Origin of the sequence: Rhodohalobacter sp. 8-1 (genome assembly GCF_038150125.1) — a bacterium.
GTDB lineage: Bacteria > Bacteroidota > Rhodothermia > Balneolales > Balneolaceae > SW132.
In genome coordinates this window covers 1-21,404 of sequence record NZ_JBBVMF010000015.1, presented here as the reverse complement: position 1 = coordinate 21,404, position 21,404 = coordinate 1, and the positions used below count along the sequence as shown (strand labels likewise).

Annotated in this window: 14 protein-coding genes; 11 read left to right on the top strand and 3 right to left on the bottom strand. The window is 47.6% G+C overall.

The features are described from left to right. Positions 1-37: 37 nt before the first annotated feature. A complete protein-coding gene (locus tag AABW11_RS14060; protein WP_340105755.1) occupies positions 38-1,180 on the bottom strand; it encodes a 6-bladed beta-propeller in 1,143 nt (380 codons plus the stop codon). Positions 1,181-1,314: 134 nt separating this feature from the next. Between AABW11_RS14060 and AABW11_RS14055 the strand changes: the two genes are divergently transcribed. After that, on the top strand, positions 1,315-2,091 hold the full coding sequence (locus tag AABW11_RS14055; protein ID WP_340105754.1) for an SDR family oxidoreductase: 777 nt from the start codon (positions 1,315-1,317) through the stop codon (positions 2,089-2,091). Between the two features lie 347 nt (positions 2,092-2,438). On the opposite strand, the gene AABW11_RS14050 is transcribed toward AABW11_RS14055, so the two are convergent. Together AABW11_RS14050 and AABW11_RS14045 are read right to left on the bottom strand one after the other, a co-directional pair. Then, positions 2,439-4,103 carry an acyl-CoA dehydrogenase family protein gene (locus tag AABW11_RS14050; protein WP_340105753.1) on the bottom strand — a complete coding sequence of 555 codons (1,665 nt, stop codon included), beginning with the start codon at positions 4,101-4,103 and terminating at the stop codon, positions 2,439-2,441. 423 nt (positions 4,104-4,526) lie between these two features. Next, positions 4,527-6,089, bottom strand: coding sequence for an NAD(P)/FAD-dependent oxidoreductase (locus AABW11_RS14045; RefSeq protein WP_340105752.1), 1,563 nt, complete (start codon positions 6,087-6,089; stop codon positions 4,527-4,529). A gap of 229 nt (positions 6,090-6,318) precedes the next feature. Here AABW11_RS14045 and AABW11_RS14040 point away from each other — a divergent pair, with 229 nt between their 5' ends. The 10 genes from AABW11_RS14040 to AABW11_RS13995 all read left to right on the top strand — a co-directional run bounded on the left by AABW11_RS14040 (position 6,319) and on the right by AABW11_RS13995 (position 21,345). After that, a complete protein-coding gene (locus tag AABW11_RS14040) occupies positions 6,319-6,741 on the top strand; it encodes a secondary thiamine-phosphate synthase enzyme YjbQ (RefSeq protein WP_340105751.1) in 423 nt (140 codons plus the stop codon). A 91-nt stretch (positions 6,742-6,832) separates the two neighbouring features. Beyond that, entirely contained in the window at positions 6,833-7,924 is a 1,092-nt protein-coding gene (locus AABW11_RS14035) for a sensor histidine kinase (protein WP_340105750.1), read from the top strand. A 169-nt stretch (positions 7,925-8,093) separates the two neighbouring features. Beyond that, positions 8,094-8,537 carry an SRPBCC domain-containing protein gene (locus AABW11_RS14030; protein WP_340105749.1) on the top strand — a complete coding sequence of 148 codons (444 nt, stop codon included), beginning with the start codon at positions 8,094-8,096 and terminating at the stop codon, positions 8,535-8,537. After that, complete coding sequence (locus AABW11_RS14025) at positions 8,534-9,256, top strand: hypothetical protein (RefSeq protein WP_340105748.1); 723 nt, start codon at positions 8,534-8,536, stop codon at positions 9,254-9,256. Before AABW11_RS14030 ends, AABW11_RS14025 begins: the two co-directional genes overlap by 4 nt. A gap of 1,212 nt (positions 9,257-10,468) precedes the next feature. Beyond that, positions 10,469-11,524, top strand: a complete 1,056-nt coding sequence (locus AABW11_RS14020; protein ID WP_340105747.1) for an efflux RND transporter periplasmic adaptor subunit — start codon at positions 10,469-10,471, stop codon at positions 11,522-11,524. Positions 11,525-11,536: 12 nt separating this feature from the next. Continuing rightward, on the top strand, positions 11,537-14,824 hold the full coding sequence (locus AABW11_RS14015) for an efflux RND transporter permease subunit (RefSeq protein WP_340105746.1): 3,288 nt from the start codon (positions 11,537-11,539) through the stop codon (positions 14,822-14,824). Positions 14,825-14,993: 169 nt separating this feature from the next. Beyond that, on the top strand, positions 14,994-18,023 hold the full coding sequence (locus tag AABW11_RS14010; RefSeq protein ID WP_340105745.1) for an efflux RND transporter permease subunit: 3,030 nt from the start codon (positions 14,994-14,996) through the stop codon (positions 18,021-18,023). Between the two features lie 661 nt (positions 18,024-18,684). After that, positions 18,685-19,437, top strand: coding sequence for a DUF5995 family protein (locus tag AABW11_RS14005; RefSeq protein WP_340105744.1), 753 nt, complete (start codon positions 18,685-18,687; stop codon positions 19,435-19,437). Between the two features lie 82 nt (positions 19,438-19,519). Next, entirely contained in the window at positions 19,520-20,830 is a 1,311-nt protein-coding gene (locus AABW11_RS14000) for an alpha-amylase family glycosyl hydrolase (protein WP_340105743.1), read from the top strand. A gap of 212 nt (positions 20,831-21,042) precedes the next feature. Further along, positions 21,043-21,345 carry a hypothetical protein gene (locus AABW11_RS13995; protein WP_340105742.1) on the top strand — a complete coding sequence of 101 codons (303 nt, stop codon included), beginning with the start codon at positions 21,043-21,045 and terminating at the stop codon, positions 21,343-21,345. Positions 21,346-21,404: the final 59 nt, after the last annotated feature.

The window sequence follows — 21,404 nt, the reverse complement described above, 5'->3', positions numbered from 1 at the left end:
TCATACGCACAACTATTTCCAAACCTGTGTCAGTTTTTCACGGTGCATTCTGTGTAGAGATCCGGTATTTCAGAATCACGGGAGCCCCATCTTCCGCCTCGCCGCTTACGTAAATATGACCGGTCACTGAGTTTCTGAGTGACTCACCTTCAGCCAGCATCAGCATACCAAGAGGTTCGCCGTCGGGTGACAGATGATACCAGCTTTGACTGGTTACTTCAGGTGTAATTTTTCTGAGCCAGATTGAGTGATCTTTCATAACCTGCATTTGCGAAAATGCAGGGAAAAAATCACCAATCGCCTCTTCCAGATCATTTTCCAAACTACCAAACTGTCCGCCATACCTTTCTGTCAGACTTGAAATAGCATCAGATGTCACCGGTTGAACCGGAAATCCATTCAACTCGATTGAACGCAGCGTATCGCCTTCGGCACTAAACTGATGCAGAACCGGATCTTCTGTCCACGCCTGAAAATAGCTCCCGTCAGGATGAGGTGAGATCTGTGTACCGTGCATTTCGGATAGACGCATACTGATCCGCATGTCCCCACTACTTAATTCCAGATTCTTACCTACATCAAATTTTAAGTCGGTATTCTGGACAACTTTTCCATTTCTATTGATAAGTTTTACAGTTGAGTACCCGTTCGGGAATTTTTCTGAATCATCCTGTACTCTATATACGATTGGAAAGCCTGCTTCTGTTGGCGTGAGTGAATAAAAAGGGAAGCCCTCCTCAGTTGCAGGAAATGAGACATCATACGCGTAATCCCAGCTATAATCGCCGCTTCTTGAGTAAACAAGCAGGGAACGCCTTCCATAATCGCTGATGTACAGTGTATCATTCTCGCTTAGTATCGGGCGCATCGGCTGCTGAAATTCGCCCGGCCCCTCGCCCTCACTACCAAAGCTGGTTAGATACGTTCCCTCACTATCAAACACATAAACTTCAAAACTCGCCAGGTCCATCACCAGGTGGTTCCCGTCGGAGTCAATCTCTGTGTAAACGGGACGCCCTAGAATCAGATCGCCCTGGTCTTCCAGCCTCTGTACCTGTTCGAGATTATACTCCGGAAGATCTGCAAACCGGTTGTCTTGTGATGTTTCTTCCCCACCTCCGCAACCGGTAATCATCAGCACGGTAAAAAAGCAGAGAATCATATTTTTTTTAAATGGCATCGCTTTGTTCATTATGTTTACAGGTAAGTAGTGAGAAAAAGATCGCTATTTCATAATTGATTAGGTCTCTCTTTTGATGGGTTCAATGAGCTTTTAGAGTAATCATAATCGAACTAAACTTCACGACAAATATTATGGACTTAAAACTAAAAGATCAGCGGTTTATCGTGTGTGGTGCAAGCAGCGGATTTGGTCAGGCTATCGCCACCCAACTTCTGCTCGAGGGAGCCAGCGTTATAGTCATTGCCCGCCGCGGTGATGTGCTTCGTGAGAAATTCAGCAACTACAGCGATCAAACTGAAATTGTTGAAGGCAGCCTCATCTACAGCGATACGCTTGATGCGATTGAGAAGGCGGCCTCATCAGGCAAGTTTCATGGCGTGGTTTTCAATGCAGGCGGCCCGCCTACTGGAACACCGCTTGAAACAGATATGAAAGACTGGGATTCGGCCTGGCAGCTCGTCATGCGCTGGAAAATTGACCTGGCGCTCAGGCTCGCTCCCCTGCTTGTGGATAACGGATATGGCCGGATGCTGTTCGTAGAAAGTAAATCGGTGAAACAGCCGCTCCCTTCCCTCACGCTCAGTAATGCATTTCGTGCAGGCGTGGTTGGATTTGCCAAAACACTGTCTACAGAAGTTGCTCCGGATGGCGTCACCGTTAACGTCCTGGCACCCGGTGCCCACGATACCCCGGCTATTGAGCGTGTGATCAAAAATAGCCAAGGCAAAAAGGGGATCTCATACGATCAAGCCCGTGAGGAGATGGAAAAAAGCATTCCCGTAAAGCGGATGGGAACGGCCGAAGAGTTTGCCTCACTTGCCGCATGGCTGCTTTCTGAGCATAGTGGATACGTCACGGGCCAGACCATCAGTCACGACGGCGGGGCTATTTCCGGACTTTTTGGGTAGAAGCACCCCTCGTCTGACGACTTTAAGAGAAACCAAGATCAGGACCCGCGGCCTTCAGTCGTCTGACGAGCTCCGGGTTCAACCCCCACTAGGTTCCTGCCCCGATTCCGCCCAACGCAGTTACGAGTCACATTAACTCGACAGTCGAAAAAGACAATCGACAGTCGAGGGATCATCCTCGTCTGACGACTTTAAGAGAAACCAAGATCAGGACCCGCGGCCTTCAGTCGTCTGACGAGTTCCGGGTTCAACCCTCACCAGGGTTTTACCCCGATTCCGTCCAACGCAGTTACGAGTCACATTAACTCGACAGTCGAAAAAGACAATCGACAGTCGAGGTCTATCCATCAAACCTCCCACCCAATAAGAGACTCTACTTTTTTGAGTGATGGGGCGCGCTGAAGTCTGAAATCGTTATCCAAACTTTCGAGAAGCCACTCTGCTGCAGGTTCCGCCCAGGTGTGACTGTTGTTTTGAGCCTCTTTGATTACCAGTCCTGTTTGCGTAAGCCGGATAAGTTCGTCAAAAAGAACTTTAGCTGAGGGTTCAGCGATATCGGGATCGTCTTCAGGAAGACTTTTAATCTGTTTAAGCAGACGTTCTAGCCTGTCATTTACAAGCTTATATTCGGCGGAGCGAATCTCATTGGCCAACGCGTCAAGCGCATTCGTTTTTTTGATGGCTCGGAGAATGTCGAGCACGATAATATTACCCGACCCTTCCCAGATAGGCAGCACGTTCACATCACGGAACAGTTTCGGCATGATGAAACCCTCGATGTATCCATTGCCGCCCATCAATTCCATGCACTCGCGCACTGAATATACTGAGTTTTCCGCCGTCCACCATTTGGTCATGGGTGTGAGAATTCTCAAAAGAGTTTTCTCCCTTTCATCACCGTTTTCGGCAGCATCCAGGGCGCGGATCGTTCGCCAGGTGAGCAGGAAACCGGCCACATACTTGGCGCCCAGCTCAGTAAATTTTTGCCTGATCATCGGATGTTCTACGGCCCGCTTGCCAAATGTGACACGGTAGTTCAGATACTGCCAGGCTTCAATAATGGCCCGCCGCGTTCCTGAAACTGCAGCCACAGCGTTATACAGACGGGACATGTTCACCATCTCTGCCATCACCTTGAAGCCCTCACCTTCATCTCCGATCTTTTTTCCAACGGTATTTGTAAACATCACTTCAGCCGTTGCCATCGAACGCACGCCCATCTTCTCTTTCAGCCGGATGATATCCATCGGGTTTCTGGAGCCATCCTCCAGCTTTTTTTCCACCAGGAAGAGTGAGAGCCCGCGGGTGCCTTTCTCAACCGGATCGGTTCGCGCCAGGGCAAGAATCACATCAGCATTGGCATTACTGCAAAACCATTTTTCGCCATTCAGATGATAGATATCATCCTCAACCTTTGTAGCTGTGGTTCGATTTTGTCCTACATCCGATCCGCCTGCCTTTTCGGTGAGATACATCGCACCGGTAAACAGGCCATCTCCATTGCGGCTTGAGAGCCGCGGAATCAGGCGTTTCTTATCACTGTCATCGGCAAACTTGTCAATTACCACAGCCGCGCCGTCGGTCATGCAGAGCGGACAGTACTGACCAAGTTCACTCATTGCATAAAGGCTTCCGGCGGCAAACCCAAGCTTATGGCGATCTGCCGAATAGATTTCCCGAAGTTCCGGATCATATTTTACATAAAACATTTCCGACCGCCCTGCGATATCCAACAGCACCCAATACGACGGGTGGAACTGAATCCGGTTCAGCGGTTCGCCATGTGGTGTTCGTCTGATAAGTTCAGGCTCATTTTTATCTGCATCCATGGAGAGCGAGTCCATGACTGTGGCAGCATCACCCCCGAGATCAAAGAGCTTACCTCTCATATATTTCAGTGCTTTAGGGGACGCATACTCATTAAGATAGTCACGCAATATCCTGTCACTTTCAAAAAAATTCGAACTGACGGATGCATTTGCTGTCAACACCTTGTTTCCGGGATGATCCATAGCTTTCTCCAGTTTTTTTCCGTTAGTCTCTCAATTATAAATAATCATTTTTTACAGACTTTTCGACCTGCTTTTATCCGGGATTTTTAGGAGTATCTGCGGAAAATAGACGTTAATCAAAACTATGGATATGCATTGTTTACCGATGACAGATATCAATCACGAATCATGCAAAGAGCTATTAAATCCCATCTCGCCCCGGAGGGATCCCAATGGGAAGAAGGGAGAGAATTACGAAACAACGCGCAGCGACCGTTTTGGAATTCAGGGGTGTGTTCTCTGAGGGCATGCAGCAAATAGACAGATCCGGTCACAGTTCAAAACTACGGAACACCCCTCCCCTCCGCCATCGGAGTACTCCCCTCCCGGGGAGATTTATTTAAGGTGTCACCTTATAAATAGTTTGAAAAGCACTCAAAAATTTCAATCCACGCTACGCTGATTTACCACCGCCTCGGCGCACTTTTCACCATCCATTGCGGCTGAGACGATACCACCGGCGTACCCCGCACCTTCTCCGCACGGGTAAAGGCCGCGAACACGGATATGCTGGTACGTCTGCCTGTCTCTAGGAATTCTGACAGGGGATGATGTGCGCGTTTCAGGAGCGTGAACCACTGCATCATTGGTCAGGTAACCGCGCATTGATTTGTCGAATTTTCTGAATCCATCAACAAGGGCATCGTGGATAAATGGCGGCAGTACATCCTTTAGCTGAACAGATGTAATGCCGGGTGAGTATGATGTATTAGGAAGATCGGCCGATAGCTTTCCCTCGGTGAAATCAACCAGGCGCTGGGCCGGGGCGGTTTGAGTTTTGCCACCCATTTCCCATGCCTTTTTCTCAATTACTTTTTGAAACTCCATCGCCGCCAGCGGACCATGGTCTGCAAAAGGTTTAAAATCTTTCTTGTTCAGCTCAACTACAATTCCGGAGTTTGCGGTAGCGCGGGCTCTTCGAGATGATGACCAGCCGTTTGTAACTATTTCGCCCGGGCTGGTTGCACATGGCGCAATCACGCCGCCGGGACACATACAAAACGAGTAGACGCCTCGTCCCCTTACCTGTTTTGCAATGCTGTAGGGCGATGGCGGCAGATATTCGTTTCGGATTTCACAATTGTACTGGATGGAATCGATCAGCGCCTGCGGATGCTCTACCCGGACTCCAACGGCCAGCGGTTTCAGCTCAATTTCAATTTGATTTCGATAAAGAAGCTCAAAGATGTCACGCGCTGAATGGCCGGTTGCGAGAATCACATGGTCCGATTTATAGGTGTCGTCATTGGCCGTTTTTACCCCATTCAGCCGATCACCCTCAAGTAAGAAATCAGTGACTCGTGTATTAAAGTGAATCTCACCGCCGCTCTGCCTGATGCATTCCCGCATTGATGCGATTATCGGAGGCAGTTTGTTGGTGCCGATGTGGGGATGCGCCTCTACAAGAATATCACGCAAAGCGCCAAATCCGACCAAAAGCTTTAAAATCCGGTCGACATCACCCCGCTTTTTTGATCGCGTGTAAAGCTTCCCATCCGAATATGTACCGGCACCGCCTTCACCAAAACAGTAGTTTGAATCTTCGTTGACCACATGATCCACGTTAATCCCTTTCAAATCTTTGATGCGGTCTTTTACGTCTTTTCCCCGCTCCAGAATCACCGGCTTTTTACCAAGCTCAATCAGTTTCAAGGCCGCAAACAGTCCCGCCGGCCCCATCCCGATTATCAGCACTTCTTCCTTGTTACTCACATCCGGATAATCAGGCAATACAATCGGCTCCTCGATAAACTCTTCACCCACATATAGCACGGCCCGCATATCAATAACGGGTGTACGGCTTCGGGCATCGACAGATTTACGGCGAATGGTTACGTGATTGATCTCATCAACCGGAATGCCCTCTTTTTGTGATGCGGCCCTGATCAAGAGCTCCGGTGTTTCAGCTGTTTTGGGATCGGTGCGAAGATGAATTTCTTTCTTCAACTCAAATGATATTTTGTGTTTGATGTCATTATCTAAATAAGTTCGATTCTAAAATGCGCCTAATTCGTTCCCCTATTGTGTAAGGAAGGGGCTTTCAGTGATCAGATTATACATTTCATAAATTGAACTCAGATTATCTGAAATATAAAGATACCAGCTGAAATTGGTATCATCTAACGATCCCTGTTATTTTTGGAATTCAAATTTACCAAACTCAAACCGATCAGTCATGGCTGTTATCCAACATCAGATTAATCTTAGTGCGAAACCGCGAGGATTTCACCTTATTACAAATGAAATTCTGGACAAACTGCCGGATTTACAAGAGGTCGAAACCGGCATGGCACACATTTTTATTCAGCACACGAGCGCAGGACTTTCAATCAACGAAAACGCAGATCCATCCGTACGCCGTGATTTTGAAACCCATTTCAATCGAATGGTTCCGGAAGACACCTCCCTGTTTGAACATACACTCGAGGGCCCGGATGACATGACGTCTCATATTAAAAGTTCCATTCTCGGCCATTCTGTCTCTGTGCCGGTCACTAACGGACGATTTAATTTGGGTACCTGGCAGGGAATTTATCTCTGTGAACATCGGAACAGTGGCGGCAGGCGACGGTTGATCGTCACAGTCTATGGAGATTAATTTATTTGCCGATAAGTATGGTTCACTTTTTTGTACTATTTTACGCCTAAGCTTTAGGTAAACATATTCTTACAGAGTAACTTCGCGGCGTATGGCAACAAAATCAGGATCAGGTGACGGCAGCGATCACTATGATTTAAATCTATTTTTTGAATCATCAGCAGATTTACTCTGTATTTCTGGGTTTGATGGATATTTCAAAAAAGTCAACCCTGCTCTTTCTGAACTTTTGGGTTTCACCCTGGACGAACTTACCGAAAAACCCATAAATGAGTTTATTCTTCCTGATGACAGGTACATAACAGATTCATACCGTGAACGCATTAGAGACGGTATTCCGCTTCTCAACTTTGAAAACAGATATATCACAAAGGAGGGAGACGTTGTATGGCTGTCCTGGACATCCATTCCCGACGTAGAACGGGGACTTGTGTATGCTATTGCAAAAAACGTGACGCACAACCGAAAACTGTCGGACGACCGAAACAAGCTTATATCGAGCCTTACAAAGAAAAACAGTGATCTGAAGCAATTAACCTACTCCACATCGCACGATTTGAGGTCGCCACTTGGTAACATTATTGGCATTCTGAGCATCCTCGACTACTCAAAAATTGAGGATAAAGAGACGCTTGAACTGCTCGATATGCTCAATATAAGTGCGGAAAAAATGAAACAAACGCTCGATCAGCAGATCGACTCACTCAGGGAATCTGAACGTGTTGTTGTTGACATCCGGGAGATAAACCTTGTAGAGTGTTTGAAATCGACTACCGATTCAATCAAATCGCACATCAATACATCAAACACAACCATAGAGAAAAAATTTGATGTTTTTGACACTGTTCGGTTTAACCATAACTATATGGAAAGCATTTTCCTGAATTTAATTACCAACTCCATTCGATATTCAAAACCCAATGAGGCTCCGGTAATCAACATCAGGACAAGAGTCGAAAATGGTGTTAAGCAGCTCATTTTTACAGATAATGGAATCGGAATGAACATGGAAAGTGTGAGAGGGAAGATCTTCGGATTTAACCAAACGTTTCATGAGAATGAGGATGGTAAAGGAATTGGGCTATACCTGGTGAACAATCATGTGCAGGCCATGGGCGGGTCAATTAGCGTAGAGAGCGAGGTTGGAAAGGGGAGTATTTTTACTATTTCCTTCGCAGAATAACCAAAGCGTTAGCAGGAAAATAATCCCCATGGCGGTCTCTAAGGCCGTTTTTAGTGACAGGTACTCCTTTCTAAAAAGAATTTATCAAAACTTCATTTTTGCTAAAACTTATCTTTTCCAATATCGTAAACACGGCTTGTATAATTCCAATCACACCATTTAGTATGCCATGAAAAGTTTATACACAGAAATTGAAATCGACGCGTCGGCTGACATAGTCTGGGAGATTTTGACCGATTTTGATTCCTATCCCGACTGGAACCCTTTTATCCGCTCATTTGATGGTCACCCAAAGCCGGGACACCAATTCAGCGTCACCATTCAGCCAACCGGCAAAAAACCGATGTCTTTTAAACCCGTTTGTCTCTCACTTATTCCTGAATCAGAATTCCGATGGCTGGGACATCTTTTTATAAGCGGACTATTTGACGGGGAACATATTTTTGAACTTAAAGAACTTAGCGATACCCGTACATTGCTCATACAGCGCGAAAATTTCCAGGGGCTGCTGGTTCCTCTGTTATGGCGGCAATTGAACACGTCAACACGATCTGGTTTTGAACAGATGAATCAAGAACTCAAAAAAAGGGCTGAATCACAGGCTACAGTATGAAAAGTATCTACGTATCTCTCCTATTTATCTTCGTTACGATATCCGTTTATCAATCAGCCAACGCTCAGGAACTTGATGCCGGCTTCAATTTACAACTCATTGTCCCGCAAAACGAGTTTGACGAAAGCATAAATACAATGGGTGGCGGAATCAATATTTACGGCCTGTACCGGTTTCCTCAATCTCCGTTTGGTCTTGGCCTGGATTTTAATTTCAACAACTTTGGGCGGGATACACGCGATGAACCCCTGAGCTCAACCATTCCTGATTTAAAAGTCAGGGTAGAAAATGAATACAACCTGGTTCAGGGTTTTATGGTCGCAAAAGTTCAGCCTCAGGACGGTCTGCTGCGCCCCTATGCTGAAGGGCTTGCCGGTTTCAACTACTTTTACACGCAAACCAGTATCGAAAACCGCGGCTTCCAGGGAGATGAACCTATTGCAACCGACACAAATTTCGAAGACTGGGCCTTTGCATGGGGCGGCGGTGGCGGTGTGATGATTCGCGTATTTGACCGCCGGGGATCAGCAAACCTGGATGCTGAAAACCCGATCGCAGCCGGGTATATTAATTTAGGAGTACGTTACCTAAATGGGTCAGAAGCGGAATATCTGCGTGAAGGCTCCATCGTCATTGAAAATGGAAATGTCTCCTATGATACCCTCCAATCCCGGACCGACATGCTGGTTATTCAGCTGGGTTTTATGTTGAGGTTTTAGACTCTAATAAAAAAGGCCAATCTTAACGACTCATGCGGCGCAAAACGAAACCAGGTTCAGATTTATAATTATATGCGCCGCGCTTCAACCTTCCAGCGTTCTCGTCATATCGACCGAAGGGCCGTCTTTTGACCCGGAGCGGAGATATCTCTTCATTATCGGTAAGAGTTCTGAAAAGACCTTGTCCAAAATCGATCCAAGATCATGGAGATGTTTCGACTTCTCACCGCAAAGGCACCGGTGTTCCGCTCAACATGACAGGGTATTTTCAGAAGAAAGGGCGGCGTGCTAATCTCTGTCTCTTGCATCATTTTGTCCCACGCCGCCAATGTAAATAACCCACTCGTGGCAACACCTTAAATCTAACCCGGAGGGAGGGGTGTTCAGTGAGCCTTTCAAGGCTTTTCCCAATCTGTCATCAATAGCCCCTAATTTTGCATCAAAAGCCGGGCAACACCATTTAAGAAGTGACAGCGTACGTTCCTGATTCAGGGATAGTATGCGATTTGCGGTGGTGAGTGGTGAGTAGTATGCGGTCTTCCGGGTAGACTTAACGCTCAAAACGCACATACTCAGGCCATGATAAATCCACGGATTAGATCATCTGATCCCCCTTCGACTGGATTGGTTTCTTCTGCGAAATAAACTGCCTCGGGGTGCTTGGAACGCCTACCTTCTCTTACCCCGCACTGCGCGCCAAAACAACACGGCGCTTGTGCGGCACACCTGAGCTGTCGCCCCTGTCGGGGCTTTTTGTTTCGCACAGGCGCGAAACCGTTTATAAATTTCCAAATGTTTAGATTTGTGCTCAAAAAAAATAACATCGTTGTCTAAAGCCTAAAGCAACACTTTTTACAAACTGTCATCTGTAGCTCCTAATTTTGCCCAAAAACGGGCAACACCATTTGAAAGGTGACAGGAGAAATCCAAGTTCCTGCTCTCTAAATATTCTTTAGGAGAAAGCTGTCCGGCCTTGATGGGTGGAGGGATTGCATGGGTTGCACCACAGCACGGGAGAAATCGCTATGAGCGCTCACCTTGTGAGCATTCTCATAGTGTAACCGTGCGGGGCAAACCGTGCTCGGCAGGAGTTTTGGCGGAGAGTTGTTTAGGATGGATCACGGCTGCCCTCTGTTTACTTTATCCATCACCGTAACAATTTGGCAAACACCTTCGTACAGTCTTCCAAATGATCAAAAAAATATCGCTCTGATGAAAATGCACTTCAAATTACCCTTACTCGTTGCTCTCACAATCTTTCTTCTGTTCCAGGGCTGTGCCGGGGAAGATCAAACCGCCGAGGAAAATGCCGATGCAATCCGGTCTATCCCTGTTGAGGTCAGCAATGTAACCCGTGGTGATATTTCAGCCTACTATTCGAACACCGCCACTCTGGAGGCTGAGCAGGAAGCCACAGTAGTCTCTAAAGTACGGGGTATTATTGAAGAGCTACATGTTGAGGAAGGTGATGCAGTAAGAGAAGGCCAGATACTGGCAAAAATTGATGATGAACAATACCGGATTGAAGCCAACAGGGCCGAAGCCACTCTTAAACGTCTCGAGAATGACTTCCAGCGAAATAAAGAGTTATTTGACAAAAATCTGATCTCAGCTGAAACCTTCCAAAATTCCCGTTATGAATATGAATCCCAAAAAGCCACACACGAACTTGCCCTGCTGAATCTTGAATATACAACAGTACGCTCCCCTATTAGCGGTGTAATTTCTGAACGATTTGTAAAAAGAGGAAATATGATTGGCACCGATCAGCAGCTTTACAGGGTCACCGATTTTTCACCTCTTACTGCCGTTCTCCATGTTCCTGAACACGAAATGTCTAAGATCAACAAAAATCAGCGGGTAGAATTGCGAGCTGATGCCCTGCCCAACCAACTGTTTGTTGGACATGTGGAACGGATCAGCCCGGTCGTAAACCAGGAAAATGGCACATTTAAAGTAACCGCATATGTTGACGAAACCGACGGCTTGCTCCGTCCCGGTATGTTCAGCCGCGTCAGGATTGTGTACGATACCCGCCAGAATACCAGGATGATTCCCCGTGCATCGGTCATTTCGGAAGATCTGAACCAAAGCGTATTTGTGATCCGTGATTCACTGGCTTTCAAAAAACAGATTCAGACCGGTTATACCAACGGCAGAAATATAGAAGTCACCGAAGGTCTTGATGATAACGAAATGGTGGTTACCATCGGACAAAGCAGCCTGCAGGACAGTTCAAAAGTGAGCATCATCAACAACAGTCTTTAACCGGTTATATTTATGAAAGTTATTGACTTCTCTATTCGCCGAAAAGTAACGATTGCGATGTTTACCGTGGGCATTCTCCTGTTTGGAATGGTTTCGCTATCCCGCCTGAATGTAAACCTGCTCCCCGATCTCAGCTATCCAACACTTACCATACGAACAGATTTTGATGGGGCGGCCCCGGTTGAGGTGGAAAACCTGATCACCAAACCGGTAGAAGAGGCCGTCGGCGTGGTAAAAGGTGTTCAGCAGGTGCGATCGATCTCCCGCGCCGGCCAGTCAGACGTAATTCTTGAGTTCGAGTGGGGTACAGAGATGAACATGGCAAACCTTGATGTGATGTCGAAACTGGATGCCATTCCGCTACCTCTACAGGCCGATAAACCCGTTACTCTTCGTTTTGATCCAACCCTTGATCCTATTCTTAGATACGCGCTTTATTATGATGATTCCTCACGTGACGGGAATCAAACGGAACAGGGACGCATTGATTTTACCACAGTGCAGGATAATCTATCCAGTCCGGAAGCCATTTCCCGCCTTAAGGGACTTCGTGTTTTGGCTGATGAACAGTTTAAACGAAATCTTGAATCCTCTCAGGGTGTGGCGTCGGTAAAAGTCAGCGGCGGACTGGAAGAAGAGATACAGGTTAACATTGACCAGCAGCGGCTCTCCTATCTGAATATTCCGATTGAAACGGTGACCCAAATCCTGGGGGCAGAAAATGTAAACATGTCGGGTGGCCGGCTCGAGGAGGGATCGCAGCAGTACCTTGTACGGACACTTAATGAATTTCAGTCGGTGGAACAGATTCGGAATGTTGTTCTGGCACGTGAACAGGGAAGCACTATCTACATGAAGGATGTGGCTGACGTGGTACAGTCATTTAAAGAGAGGGAAGCGATCACCCGCCTGAACGGGGCCGAAGCCGTTGAAATTGCCATCTACAAAGAGGGGGATGCCAATACGGTAGCCGTTGCGGGCCAGGTAAATGAACGGATGAATCTCATCAGAAACAGTTTACCAAACGGCATGAAGCTGGAAAAGGTATATGATCAATCGGTGTTCATTTCGTCTGCTGTTAACGAGGTGAAAAATGCCGGCATTATTGGTGGCCTTCTCGCCGTAGTTGTGCTCTACCTTTTTCTGCGAAACTTCTGGACGACCGTCATTATCTCTGTATCCATTCCGGTATCGGTTATCGCAACATTTAACCTGATGTACGGGAATGACATCTCGCTTAATATCATGTCACTTGGCGGTATTGTGCTGGGAATCGGAATGCTGGTGGATAACTCAATTGTGGTTCTGGAGAACATTGCCCGGCACAGGGAGCAGGGAAAAGGATTTATTGAGGCCGCCCGTGAAGGTGCCGGGGAAGTGGGAATGGCAGTAATTGCATCCACCCTGACCACAATCGCCGTCTTTTTCCCACTGGTTTTTGTGGAAGGGATTGCTGGCCAGCTCTTCAGAGACCAGGCGCTCACCGTTACCTTTTCGCTGCTGGCATCGCTGGTTGTAGCTATCACATTGATCCCGATGATGTCGTCCATCGGCGGACCCAAAAAAGAGCTTCCTCCGCTCGAACTCAAAGACCCAAAAACACGGGCGGGCGGCATGCTTCGGTCTATCCGTATGTTCTTGTTTTATACAGTTCCTACATTTATCAGCCGGAGTATACGCTTTGTTGCAGGCTGGATTAGCAAAATGAGCCGAGCTCTTTTCTCTCCATTTGTTTACCTGTTCGACAAATTATACCGTGCCGCAGATAGTCTCTACAGTACTATGCTTAAATGGTCGCTAAACCATAGCTTTATCGTTCTGGTAAGTGCCATTCTTATCTTTGCCGGGTCTCTCGCCCTGGTGCCCAGAATTGGTGTGGAGCTGATCCCGCAACTCTCGCAGGGAGAGTTCAATGTTGAATTTATGCTCCCGCCCGGAACACCAATTGAACAAACCGATGCAGCGATGAGAACAGTTCAAAACCATGCAAAAAACCTGGATGGCATCCGCACCACATTTGCAGTTGCAGGTACAGGAAACAGAATGACCGCCAACCCGGATGAAGGGGGTGAAAACAGGGGTGAGTTAAATGTGTCACTGGCAGCGGGAACGTCGTCTTCAAATGAAGAAAATATCATCGAAACCATGCGGGGTTCTCTGCAACAGGTGCCGGGCCTTCAATATAAATTTGGGCGGCCTGAGCTGTTCACTTTCAAAACGCCGGTAGAGATTGAGATCAGCGGCTTTGACCTTGACAATCTGAAAAGAGCCGGGGATGCTGTGGTTCAAAAGCTTTCCAACAACCCGCGGTTTGCGGATGTAAAAAGCACAATGGAGGCCGGAAGCCCGGAGGTTCAGATCCATTTTGACCGCGATAAGGCGGCAGCCCTCGGCCTCCAGGTTCATGAAGTGGCCAACCATATTGTGAGTAACGTACGGGGTGATGTTGCCACACGGTACTCCTGGCGTGACCGCAAAATTGATGTACTGGTCCGCGCTCAGCAGTCCGACCGCGCCTCTGTTAATGACATTCAACAGCTCATAGTAAACCCGTCTGATGAACGGCCGATACCGTTGAGTGCTATAGCGTCGGTGCAGGTGACAAACGGTCCCGGAGAAATTCGCCGGGTTGCACAACAGCGGGTGGCGATCGTGTCGGCCAACCTGAATTATGGCGACCTGGGGGAAGCGGCCGAGGAAATCAGGCAGACGCTATCTGAAACAGCTCTGCCCCCCGGAATTTTTGCCCAGATCGGCGGACAGAATGAAGAGATGTCGTCATCATTCCGATCCCTTGTTTTCGCACTTGCCCTGGCTGTGTTTCTTGTGTACCTGGTGATGGCCTCTCAGTTTGAGTCACTCCTGCATCCTTTCATTATCCTGTTCACCATTCCGCTGGCACTCGTGGGAGCTATCCTGGCTCTGTACATGACCGGCACCACCATCAGTGTGGTGGTTTTTATTGGCCTGATACTTCTGGCCGGCATTGTTGTAAATAATGCAATCGTACTGATCGACATGATTAATCAGTTTCGGCAGAGGGGAATGGATAAACTTGAAGCGATTAAAGAAGGCGGCAAATCACGACTCCGCCCTATTTTGATGACCACGCTTACCACCACCCTTGCCTTGCTGCCTCTTGCCATAGGATTTGGAGATGGAGCTGAACTTCGCGCGCCGATGGGCATTACCGTCATTGGCGGATTGCTGGTATCAACCCTGCTAACACTTATTGTAATTCCTGTAATGTACAACCTGATGGATCGGAAGCTGTATGTAATTGTGGATGGAGCAGAATGATGGAAAGAATAGATGCGAATTTTGGTTGGGGTAACAGTCGGCAAGAGATGTGTCCGCATCATCATAATTTTGATGAACATCCCCCTCAATCCCCCTATGATATGGGGAAGTTCCCATTCCCAATTTTCATAACATCAATCTGGAATGGCTTAAATATGGAGGAAACGTTATGCATATAACTGACTTTTCCATTCGCCGCCCGGTCACAACCATGATGGTCTTTGTTAGCCTGATTGTTGTGGGGCTGATAGCAACCAGGATGGTCCCGCTTGAGTTTATGCCAAACATCACCTTTCCGGGTGCGTTCGTTGAACTGCCATATCCTGACTCCACTCCCGCTGAGGTAAATGAGAATGTTGCCAGACCCGTTGAAGAGGTTCTGGCGACACTGAGCGGTGTAGAACAGATCAATTCCAATTCCGGAGAAAACAGTGCCGGCGTGATCGTTCTCTTCAAACAGGGAACCGATATCGACATTAAGGCGATCGAGATCAAAGAGAAAATTGAGAGCATTCGAAACCAGCTGCCTGATGACTTCGAATACTTCAGGATCAATAAATTCCAGGATGGCGGTGCCCCCACCCTGCAGCTGCGCATTTCCGGTAACCGCGATCTCTCTGATGCCTATGAACTACTAAACCGAAACCTGCAGCAGCGAATTGAACGAATTGCAGGCGTGGGCCAGGTAGATCTGTATGGCGTTGAGAAAAAGGAGATTCGGATTGAGGTGGATCCCAATAGAATTACCGCCTACAATATCAATCTGAACGAACTGAGTACTAAGCTCAGAGAGGCCAATTTTTCAATCTCTGCCGGTAAAATCACGGATGCCGGAATGCGCTACATGGTACGCCCGGTAGCAGGCCTGAATGGGATCGGAGATATCGGAAATTTAATCATTTCTGATAACAACCTCCGCTTAAAAGATATCGCTAACGTGACGTACACTTCTCCGGAACGAGACTATGCCCGGCATCTCGATCAAAAATATGCTGTGGGGCTCGATATCACTAAAGAGTCCACGGCAAATACGGTTGAGGTTGTGGAAAACATACTTGCCGAAATTGAAGAGATCAATAAACTGCCGGAGATGCAGGGCATTCAGATCTATGAGATGTTCAACCAGTCGGACGGTATTCTCAGCTCCCTGCGCGAACTGTTTAACGCGGGGATGATCGGGGCACTTTTTTCTATCGTGATGCTTTATATATTTTTGCGGCAGTTTGGCACCACAATGCTTGTCGCCACTGCCGTCCCCTTTTCTCTTATCGTGACACTGGGCTTTTTCTTTTTCCTTGATATCAGCCTGAATATTCTCTCAATGATGGGCCTGATGCTTGCCATCGGAATGCTGGTGGATAATGCCGTTGTGGTTACCGAAAATATTCATCGCTATCAGCGCAAGGGCAATGATCCCAAAAAAGCTTCTATACTTGGTGCCAAAGAGGTGTCTATCGCAGTAACGGCCGGTACGCTGACCTCAATTATCGTTTTTCTGCCCAATGTAGTTAATGAGAGCTTTATTTCGCAGCACATGTACTACATTGGCATGGCAATCATCATTTCACTATTAGCATCACTCGTGATCTCACTGACAGTGATTCCTCTGCTGGCATCCAAAATAAAACCGCCTGAAGAATCCTCTAAACGAACGGTGATCGACAAGCTTTCTGACCGCTACTCGGCTTTTTTAAGATGGTTTCTGGAGCGCCGAAAAACGTCGGTACTCTTTATTTTGATTTTGTTCATAAGCGGCGCTATCCCTTTATCTTTTATGAATGTAGACATGTTTCAGCGCGTGGAGGAGCGTCGCTTAAATCTGCAGTATAATTTGAACGCCTCGTACACCCTTGAAACAGTTAAGCAATCGGTTGATAGAATTGAGCAGTACTTGTACGAAAACGAAGAGACATTTGAGGTCGAATCGGTCTACACATATTACACACCTGATTATGCGCAGTCTACAATCAACTTGGTAGATGATGACAGAGCTGAAAAATCAGTTACACTACTGAAAGAAGAGATCGAGAAAGATCTTCCTCAAATTGCGATCGGTCAGCCCGCTTTTGAGTACATAAGCCAAAACAGTTCGGAACAGGTACGCGTATTTGTTCAGGGAGAAGCGATGCAGGTTCTTGAAGAGCTCGCTGATGAAGTGGCATGGCGTCTCGGACAAATTGAGGGGTTTGCCGACGTGAGATCAGAAGCAGAATCGGGAAATAAGGAAGTCAGGCTGACGGTAGATCACGACCGGGCGCGTTCACTCGGTTTAACCTCCTCAGACGTAGCAACGATGGTTTCCGGTGCTATGCGCGGACAAACGATCCAGAGAATTCGCGGGGTTGAGGGAGAAATTGATGTGGTTCTGGCTTTCAGAGATGTAAACCGGCAGACGATTGACGACCTTAGAAATCTGCCCGTTTCATTTGGTGATAATCAGACCGTAAAACTGGCTTCCGTTGCCAGTTTTGATCAGCAGACAGCTGCTGGCCGGATTTTCCGTGAAAACCGACGGACATCGCTCGGTATTGCCATCAACCTGGATGATATTACGACTGATGAAGCACGTGAGGAAATATCCAGGGTGATGGATGACATTTCGTACCCCACCGGCTACTCCTGGAGCTACGGCCGAAGTTTTGGCAACGACCTGGATGCCATGAATACGATGCTGTTTAATATCGGTATCGCCTTCTTCCTGATTTACCTGATCATGGCTTCACTTTTTGAATCCCTGCTCTACCCAACCAGCGTGTTATCCTGTATTTTTTTCGGCGTGATCGGCATTTTCTGGTTCTTTTTCATCACAGGCACCACGTTTGATCTGATGGCCTTCATTGGCATCCTGATTCTGATGGGAATAGTCGTCAACAACGGAATTGTGCTGGTTGACCATATCAATCACCTCAGAAGCGAAGGACTATCCCGAAGGGAAGCAGTAATTCGGGGCGGCAGAGACCGCATGCGTCCAATCCTGATGACCGCCGGCACCACAGTTCTTGGCCTGATTCCGCTTTGTATTGGAAACACACAAATTGGCGGCGCCGGGCCACCCTATTTTCCGATGGCGAGGGCGATTGTGGGAGGCCTCACCTTCTCAACGATCATCACCCTTGTGGTGCTTCCTTCAATCTATGTGATTCTTGATGATGTAAGAATCTGGGGGACCAGGATACTCCGTGCATCTGCTAAAGTTTGATCGGCGGGAGTTTTTGGACTTTGTTCACAATAGATTCCATCGCAAGGAGATTTCGCTAACGCGGGGAAAAGATGAGCTCGACTCCGTCAAAAACCAGCCTCCGCTCGAAATGACAGGGGAGGTTCATCATATCGGGCGGCGTGTAAATCTCTTTCACTTGCAACATTCTGTCCAGCGGCGCCACTCAACGTCTTGTTCAACGCTTGAATTTTAAGCGCCGCGCTTTGCCCTCCAATGCCATGTCTCCCCGAGCGCAGCCGAGGGGTCTCCCGGTTATCGGTGCTAGTTTTGATAAGACATTGTTCAAGATGGCTCCAGGAGCATGGAGGTGTTTCCCCCAGAGACGCCTTTGGTGCGACTTCACACCGTCAAAGCACCAGTGTTACGCTCAACATAACAGAGTGCTTTTGAGAAAAAGGGCGGCGTTCAAATCTCATCAATTGGAGAAAGTTCAGGCCAGGCGGTTTTATGCTGATTTGAGATTTTCATAAGGCAACCGGTTTGTTTATATGAACATACGATCACTTTACTGCTTTCAAGTTATACCGTCAATTTACAAGGCAGAGTCTGACAAAACATTTTCATTCGCGAATTTTCATGAAACCTATATATTACCACTATCACCTGCCACCACGGATCCCGGACAGAAAAACCCTATTTTATGAGTTCAATTGATAACGTCCTGCAAAAAATGGACGACATCGTAGACCAGTGTAAGCAACAAAACCTCCGAGCCGGCTACTTTGCTGTGCTCTACCGGTTTGTGACGCTGCGGATTAAACAAGGTATCGAAAATGACGAATTTGATGATTCCAACCGAATGGAGGAGTTAGACACCATATTTGCCCAGCGGTTTTTTGATGCGTTTGACGCCTACTATAACAATTCCGGTAAACCTGTAACGCAAAGCTGGAAACATGCTTTTGATGCCGCTCAATCATCAAAGTACATCATCATGCAGCACATGCTTTTGGGCATCAATGCCCACATCAACCTTGACCTGGGGATTGCAGCCGCCGAAACAATGAAAGATGACGACCTGGAGCTGATTCATGATGATTACGACCGCATCAATGCAATTCTCGCCTCTTTGGTGGATGATGTAACATCGAATATGAGCAGGATCTCTTTGTTCTTTGGCCCGATGATCAGGCTGGCTGGAAAAGCGGACGACATGCTTATCAATTTCAGTATTATCGTAGCACGTGATGGCGCGTGGGAGTTTGCCCACACCTACCGTAGTGCACCGAACAAAGAACTTGCGATCCGCGAGCGGGACGAAAAAATTGCGAATCTTGCAAAACGCCTGACACAAACAAGCCCTTTTGTTTCTGCCATCATTAAGGTCATCCGCTGGGGAGAGTTCCGCTCACTCCAAACCAACATGGATCGCCTGGCAGGGATTGTTGAATAATAAATTCAAACTGAATTTTTCACTACCCACACAAAAGATCGGGACTGTCTACAAGCTTTAACTTTTCACTTTTCACCTAAAAATGCCTGAATCAGTATATACGCCAAGACCTTACGTAGAGCTTGATCACCCCGAATGGAGTAAAAACGCCGTTATTTACGAGGTAAATATTCGACAGTATACGCCGGAAGGGACATTCAAAGCTTTTTCCGAGCACCTGCCGCGGCTGAAGGACCTGGGTGCAGATATCCTCTGGCTGATGCCCATTCATCCCATCGGGGAAAAGAATCGCAAAGGAACACTTGGCAGCTATTACGCCGTGAAAGATTATTATGGTGTGAACCCAGAATTCGGGACCATGGCCGATTTCAAAGCACTGGTGCAGCAAATCCATGATATGGGGATGTACGTGATCCTCGACTGGGTAGCCAATCACTCCGCCTGGGATAACCCGCTGACAGAGCAACATCCCGATTGGTACACAAAAACCATCGACGGTCAGTTTCGCCCTACCCCATGGTACGACTGGGACGACATCATTGATTTCGATTATAGCCAGCCGGGGCTTCGAAAGTATATGACAGAAGCGATCAGGTATTGGGTGGAGGAAGCGGATGTGGATGGCTACCGGTGTGATGTAGCCGGGTTTGTGCCGATAGATTTCTGGGAAAATGTGCGACGGGAGCTGGAATCCATCAAACCGGTGTTTATGCTGGCCGAATGGGAATCGCGAGACCTGCATAAAAAGGCATTTGATATGACGTATGCATGGAGTCTTTGGTTTGCGCTTGAAGATCTCTACCAGCAACAAAGAGGTGTTAGTGCCCTGCTTGAATACCTTGGGCATGATGTAAGTACATTTCCGGAGAATGCGTACCGGATGACGTTTACAGAGAACCATGATAAAAACTCATGGGAGGGTAATCAGTACGCCAATTATGGTGATGGACTTCATGCTGCTATGGTTCTGTGTTGTACCATCAACGGTATGCCGCTTGTCTACAGCGGGCAGGAAGCCGGGCTCGACAGGTCACTGAAGTTCTTTGAGAAAGATGAGATTCAGTGGCAGGATCATGAAAACACCAACATCTACAAGAAGTTGTTCCAATTAAAGAAAAGAAACCGGGCGCTCTGGAATGGAAAATGGGGCGGCGAAATGATCCGCATCAAAAATGATCATCCCGACCAGATACTCTCATTTTACAGAGAGAGTGAAGGTGATAAAGTAATAGTTGTCATTAATTTTTCGGATCAGGACGCCCGAGTGAGGCTTGATACAGATCCCTTTACAGGAGTTTACATCGATCTGTTTAGTGAAAAAGAGATAAGCATAGAAAAACAGACCAGCCTTCAGTTAAAGCCGTGGGATTATAAGGTGCTTGCAAATCGGTAATCTACCTTTTACGGGGTATATATCCTCCCCTCCCGAGGGGACTGACAAACAAAAGAACGAAACGAGTGCCTTTTGATCTCAGGGGTGGGTTCCGTGGCAATGTACAGTTACCGGCATGGGACCCACCTCTGAGCAGTCGCTAAATGCTTGGTGCTCTGTCTCCTCCGGCGGAGGAGAGGCTTTTTTAATCCCATCCCGCGAAGAGGGGACAGATGGACAAAAGATCGCAGTGCGAGACTTTTGGCGATCAGGGGTGGGTCCCGTGGCAACGTGCAATGCCCGACGGCAACCCATCTCTGAGCCGTCTTTTTGACTCAACGTACACTCAACCTGGTCTAACGATTTGTGAGATTTGCGATTTGTGGTTTGCGGTTTGCGATGTGCGATTTACAATCCAGCGCCTCTCCCCTCCATGCGGTGTGCTTTTCATCGAGGGAGGGGAGATTGAGAGGGGTGGGGCAGCGCCACGTCCCTCCTCTGCCCCGTCGCTCACCTGCCTGCGGCAGACGCTTTAGCTCAACTTCCGCATAGAGCCATTGTAGTTGCTACAAGGCGGGTTGGATTTTATCCTGAT